The following is a 5,216-nucleotide window of genomic DNA, read 5'->3' on the forward strand; positions in this document are numbered from 1 at the left end:
CGTGGCCCTTGCTGTTCGCTGGTTGGTTGTTTTGAATTTTTTTGGGGTGGGTGCGGGCGGCCCTGGGCGGCCCGCACCCACTTTCCAATCCCAGTGGAAGTGTTTGCGCAATCTATACGGCGGCCGGAGGAAGGAAAGCGAGGCGGACAGGGGATCGCTGGCGCTTATCGCCTGAGGGGATCGGTCTGCATGAGAGAAGGTGATCGAGCACGCAGCTCGGATGACCCTACGGATCCCCCCACACGACGGTGAGGGTCGGGCGAGCCGCGGCGTTCCAGTCCCCGGTATCCGAGGACGCGAAATATTTGCCGCTGTGGTAATCGCCGTCCGCGGAATACAGCGCCAGCCGCAGCGGCTGGCCCGTCGCATACGCCTGCGCTGCCGCATAGGTCACATCCCAGCGATAGGGAATCCCGGGCCACCCCGGCCAGTTCGTCACCGGATCCACCCAGGTTCCCCCGATATTCTCCGCCGCTAGCGGCGCATTGTTCCAGGTGAGGGATCGATCGTCCCAATCCTGCGCCACCGTGAGGACTTGAATCCAGGAGCGCGGCGCGTTGGCTCCGCCAGCGTTCCCGATAAGATGGAGGGTCAGGGTGGCGGACAGGATCGCCTTGCCCGGCGGCAGGGCGTCCAGCGGGAAGGTCACATAGTATTTCGAAAAGCACGGCCAGTCCGCGATGTCGACCTGGTTCTGAATGTTCAAATCCGAGCGTTCCGGATTGTAGAAATCTTCCGTAGTGTCTCCCCACTGCGTCCAGAAATCCCGTCCCTCTCCGCATACGGTATAACCGCCGACCGAAGCGTCCCGGACGATCGCCCCATTCAGGCGATGGCGGATCAGGACCGTTCCCCCGGGCCGCGCGGGCGGCGGTGTATAGACCGGGAGCCCAAAGCGCAGGCGGCCCCATGTGGCGGGGACATCCGGGCGAAGCGATTCGGGCCAGACGGCGGTCGGGATCGGTGTGCCCGAGGCGTCATCGCGGTCGTGGACGATCAAGCCCAATCCCCATATCGTCCCCTCCGATGGTGGACCGGAGCGACCCAGGCTGGCGAAGGGGATACGGAAGCTCATCGCCCATCCTCGATCATCGCCATCATCGTTCAGCCGTTCGCCTCGCCAGCCTGCTACCGCCGTGAACGGGATCGATACGGGCATCCAACCGGAACCCGTGCCCCGGTAAGCCATTTGGTGGCGCCCTGGATCAGCCGTATTACCCAATCCTCCGACGAAGCGATAGCTGGAATCCGTAGGCACAGCGCCGATGTTGCCGTCCAAGTGAAGGAGCAGAGTCACCGCATCCCAGGCGGTGAGCGTTGGAGGGGAAGGGGAGGACGCAAACCAAAGCCGACGATCGATGACCGCCACGTAGACCACAAGTTCCGAGCTGGTATAGGCCACGCGGACATCCGCGTAATTCGCCGTCGGGGTCACTTTCCCAAACCAGAAGATGGCCATCCGGGGAAAGTCATTGTTCAACGGATCCCCCAGAGGGGGAACGTTGACCTGCCGGGTCCAGGAAGGACCCCAGTTTTGAAGGACAAGTGGGAGGTAAAGGGAAGAGAAGCTCCCAGAAGAGAAGGCCGCTCGGGAAGTAGGATGGGCCGGAAAGGAGGAACGCATGGGACTTGTGCCAAGCGTTTCTTTCAAGTCTAGGATCAGACCGAACAGGAGCAGAATCAACAGAAATCTGCGCATGAGATTCCCCCGTCGAACTCTATCTCAAACCAAAATCAAACTAACAAGATTCTAACTTAATAGAGAGCATTGCGCAAGAATCATTCTGCCGGTGGCACAGCAGGGATGGGGAGTGTTCTGTCGGGGAAGCCCTTTGGGGTGGTCTTCTAGTGCTTTGTCCAGTTATAAACTGGGGATTTGAGGAACCGAAGCCAATCCGGAAGGCAGTGGTCCCTCCCCCCATTTCCTCACCCCTCCGCTGCTCTCGAAGCGAGCGCATCGGTATCTGCGGTGCGACCTCAGAGGCGGCCACGCCCCACAAAAAATCGAACCGTGCAGACTGGGGGTGGATTGCGCTCCCGATTCGGAGGGCCTTTGGGCCTCAGGGGGGGGAGATCCGGGAGGAGGGGCCACTGCCACAGGGTCTCTATTCGTCCTCCCTCTCCCCCAGCAAGCCATCTATTCGAGCACCATCACCGCCTCTTTCGAGCAGGTCACCTGAACCGTGCTGCCAATGGTCGGCAGCGCCAGATGAGGATTGTTGAAGGTGTCCATGTAAAACAGCGTATTTCCGAGGCGCAGCTGGATGCGCACCACCGCCCCTAAGAAAGTGATGTCCTCCACCCTCGCCTGCAGCAGATTATCTTTCAGCTGTTCCCCAGCCAGGCTGATCCGCTCAGGACGGATAGAAAGCCGAACCCGCTCACCCGGTTTCCGCCGCCGGAGACCTGGATCCGCCGAAAGCAGATGAGCGCCATCCAGCTGCAACAGCCCCTGCTGGGGATCCAGTACCTCCGCCTCTGCCGTGTTCAGCATCCCGACGAAACTGGCCACGAAGCTGGTTTGGGGGAAGTTATAAATCTGGAACGGTGTGCCAACCTGTTCGATTTTCCCCGCCCGCATCACGACGATTCGATCCGAAATGGAAAGAGCCTCTTCCTGGTCGTGGGTGACGTAGATCACCGTGATTCCCAGCTGGCGCTGAATGGCCCGGATCTCCGAACGCAAGGTGACACGGATTTTGGCGTCCAGAGCCGAAAGGGGCTCGTCCAGCAGGAGCAGACGCGGCCGGATCGCCAGCGCGCGCGCCAGCGCCACGCGCTGTTGCTGCCCGCCCGAAAGCTGATGAGGGTAGCTGTTCCGTTTGTCCTCCAGGTGGACCAGCGCCAGCAATTCGTCCACTCGCTCTCGAATCCGATGCTCCGGCTCCCTGCGCACCCGCATCCCGAAAGCGATGTTCTGGGCGACCGTCATGTTGGGGAACAGCGCATATGACTGGAACACCATCCCGATGTTGCGGCGGTTGGGCGGCACGCGCGTGATATCCTCCCCCTCGAGGATGATCCGGCCTGTTGTCGGTAGCTCGAACCCCGCGATCATGCGCAACACAGTAGTTTTTCCGCATCCTGAAGGGCCGAGCAGAGAGATGAACTCCCCCTTTTCCACCGCGAGGTGAAAATCCTCCACGGCGATCAGATTCCCGAAACGCTTGGAAACATGTTCCAGCACCAGGAAGGCCATGTCCGGTCCACCTCAAGGCGGCAGGATCAGCGCGGTCCGGAGGTCACGACGGCGCGGCGGGCCACGAAGTTGATCAGGGCCATCAGGATCCAAGTCAGGAGGAAACTGAAGATCACCAGCGCCGAGGCTTCATAGGCGCGATTCTGTCCTACCTGCCAGATCACCGGCCCGAAGGCGCGCAATCCCACGATGAAAGAGGCGATCGTGAACTCGCCCAGTACGATGGCCAGGATCAGGAAGGCGGCGCCCAGCATCGCCGAACGCAGGTTCGGAACGATCACCCGGAACAGGATCGTCCCCCACCCGGCCCCCAGGCTCTGGGCCGCTTCCGTCAGGGTCGCCACATCGATCGCCGTCATCCCTGCGTCGATCGCACGATACAAGTAGGGAAGCGTCAGCACCACATAGCCGGCGATCAGCAGGAAGTCCGTGCCAGCATAGGTGTTGGTGAGCGGGAAGGGGTCGCCGCTGTAGATGCGGATCAGCCCAAATACCAGCACGATCGCCGGGATGACGAAAGGCAGCAGGGAGAAGAACTCGATCATCGGTCGCAGATACCGCGCGCGCAGGTGAACCCAGTATACCGTAGGAACCATCAGGAGCAGGCCCAGCCCAATCGTCAGGAGACCGATCTGAATCGAATACAACAGCGCTTGCCAGATGCGCGTATCCTCGATCATCTGCTGATAGGCCAGCAGGCTGAGCGCCTCCTTGCGCGCCCGCAGAGAGAAATGAAACGTAGCCAGCAGGGGCAGGAAAAAGTATAACAATCCCAGCAGAATCCAGAACCAGTTCCAGAGTGTAGCCTTACGCATGGCTTCTTAGGCCCTTGTGTTATTGTCGCAGCCAGCGTTCGCTGTGCCGGCGCAGGAGGTAATACAGGCTCATCATGACCGCCATCACCACCACCATCCCTAACGCCAGGGCGTAGCCGAGGTTGGGATTGTGGAGCACATCGCCCCGGATCTGATTTCCGATCAGGATGGTGATCAGGTTGATCAACCCCCCGGTCAACGAGATCGCGGTTGCATATGCGCCGAAGGCGTTGCCGAAGAGCAGGATCATCGCTCCCAGCAACGAAGGCATCAGGATGGGAATTCCGATATACCACCAGTATTGCAGCGGAGAAGCCCCCAGGTTTTCGGCCGCTTCGCGCCACTCCCTGCGCAGCCCTTCGATGGCCGGCGTAATCACGAGCACCATCAGCGGCAGCTGGAAATACAGATAGGTGATGCTCAATCCCCAAAAGCTGTACAGGTTGAAGCCCATTTCATATAGGTCCAGCCCCACGGCCTCCCGCAGGAGAACCGTCACCAGGCCCATGCGTCCAAACGTGAAGATGAAGGCCTGGGCCAGGGGCACGCCGGCGAAGTTGGAGGCCACCCCGCAGAACGTCAGGAGCGCGGAGCGGAGCCAGGTCGGGGTTTCCTCGGAGAGCAGCGCATACGCCAGAAAAAATCCGAAAACCCCTCCCAACAGGGCGGTGAGCAGGCTGATCCGGATGCTCACCCAGTATGCGCTCATGATCGTCGGTGTGAACAGCGCGCGGATGTTCTCCAGGGTGAAGCGGCCGCTGGAATCCTGGAAGCTGCCCACAAACAGGTAGAGCGAGGGGAGGATCAGAAACAAAAGGATAAAGAGCAGGAATGGGATCACCCCTGCCCAATCCAAAAGGCCGATGAAAGAGGGGAGCGGCTTCAGGCGCAATGCGCCTGAAGCCGCGCTGCGCCGCTCACTTAACATCAACGCCGACCACCTTGTCCCAGTTTTCCGTGATCACCTTCTTAGCCGCCTCCTGCTGCTCCAGAGTCGGGAAGATCGCTCGGGCATAGGCTTCCGCAGGCGGCAGCTTGGCAGCCAGATCCGGCGGTACCACGCCCCGCTTGACCAGATCCTGATAGCGGATAGGGTGACAGTAACCCTTCAGCCAGAGCAGCTGGCCCTCATCCGAGTAGAGGAACTCCTGCCAAAGCTTGGCTGCATTGGGATGAGGCGCGTAGGCGCTGATGGCCTGCAC

The 5,216-nt window shown here is 60.7% G+C and carries 4 protein-coding genes and 1 pseudogene; all 5 read right to left on the reverse strand.

Translation table 11 applies throughout. From position 1 onward, the window contains the following. Positions 1 to 226: 226 nt before the first annotated feature. Positions 227 to 1,480: a DNRLRE domain-containing protein gene (locus tag NZM16_RS05060; RefSeq protein WP_295479063.1), complete on the reverse strand. Its 1,254-nt coding sequence runs from the start codon at positions 1,478 to 1,480 to the stop codon at positions 227 to 229. A 657-nt stretch (positions 1,481 to 2,137) separates the two neighbouring features. Beyond that, the gene (locus NZM16_RS05065; RefSeq protein WP_295453019.1) at positions 2,138 to 3,199 is read right to left on the reverse strand and encodes an ABC transporter ATP-binding protein; all 1,062 of its coding nucleotides are present in this window, start codon (positions 3,197 to 3,199) and stop codon (positions 2,138 to 2,140) included. Between the two features lie 26 nt (positions 3,200 to 3,225). Then, positions 3,226 to 4,014, reverse strand: coding sequence for an ABC transporter permease (locus tag NZM16_RS05070; protein WP_295453021.1), 789 nt, complete (start codon positions 4,012 to 4,014; stop codon positions 3,226 to 3,228). 19 nt (positions 4,015 to 4,033) lie between these two features. After that, positions 4,034 to 4,942 carry an ABC transporter permease subunit gene (locus NZM16_RS05075; RefSeq protein WP_295479066.1) on the reverse strand — a complete coding sequence of 303 codons (909 nt, stop codon included), beginning with the start codon at positions 4,940 to 4,942 and terminating at the stop codon, positions 4,034 to 4,036. Continuing rightward, positions 4,932 to 5,216 (reverse strand): annotated as a pseudogene (locus NZM16_RS05080) (ABC transporter substrate-binding protein); the annotation flags it as partial. The pseudogene NZM16_RS05080 and the gene NZM16_RS05075, both read right to left, overlap by 11 nt.

The sequence above is a fragment of the Thermoflexus sp. genome, from assembly GCF_025055495.1.
Classification (GTDB): domain Bacteria; phylum Chloroflexota; class Anaerolineae; order Thermoflexales; family Thermoflexaceae; genus Thermoflexus.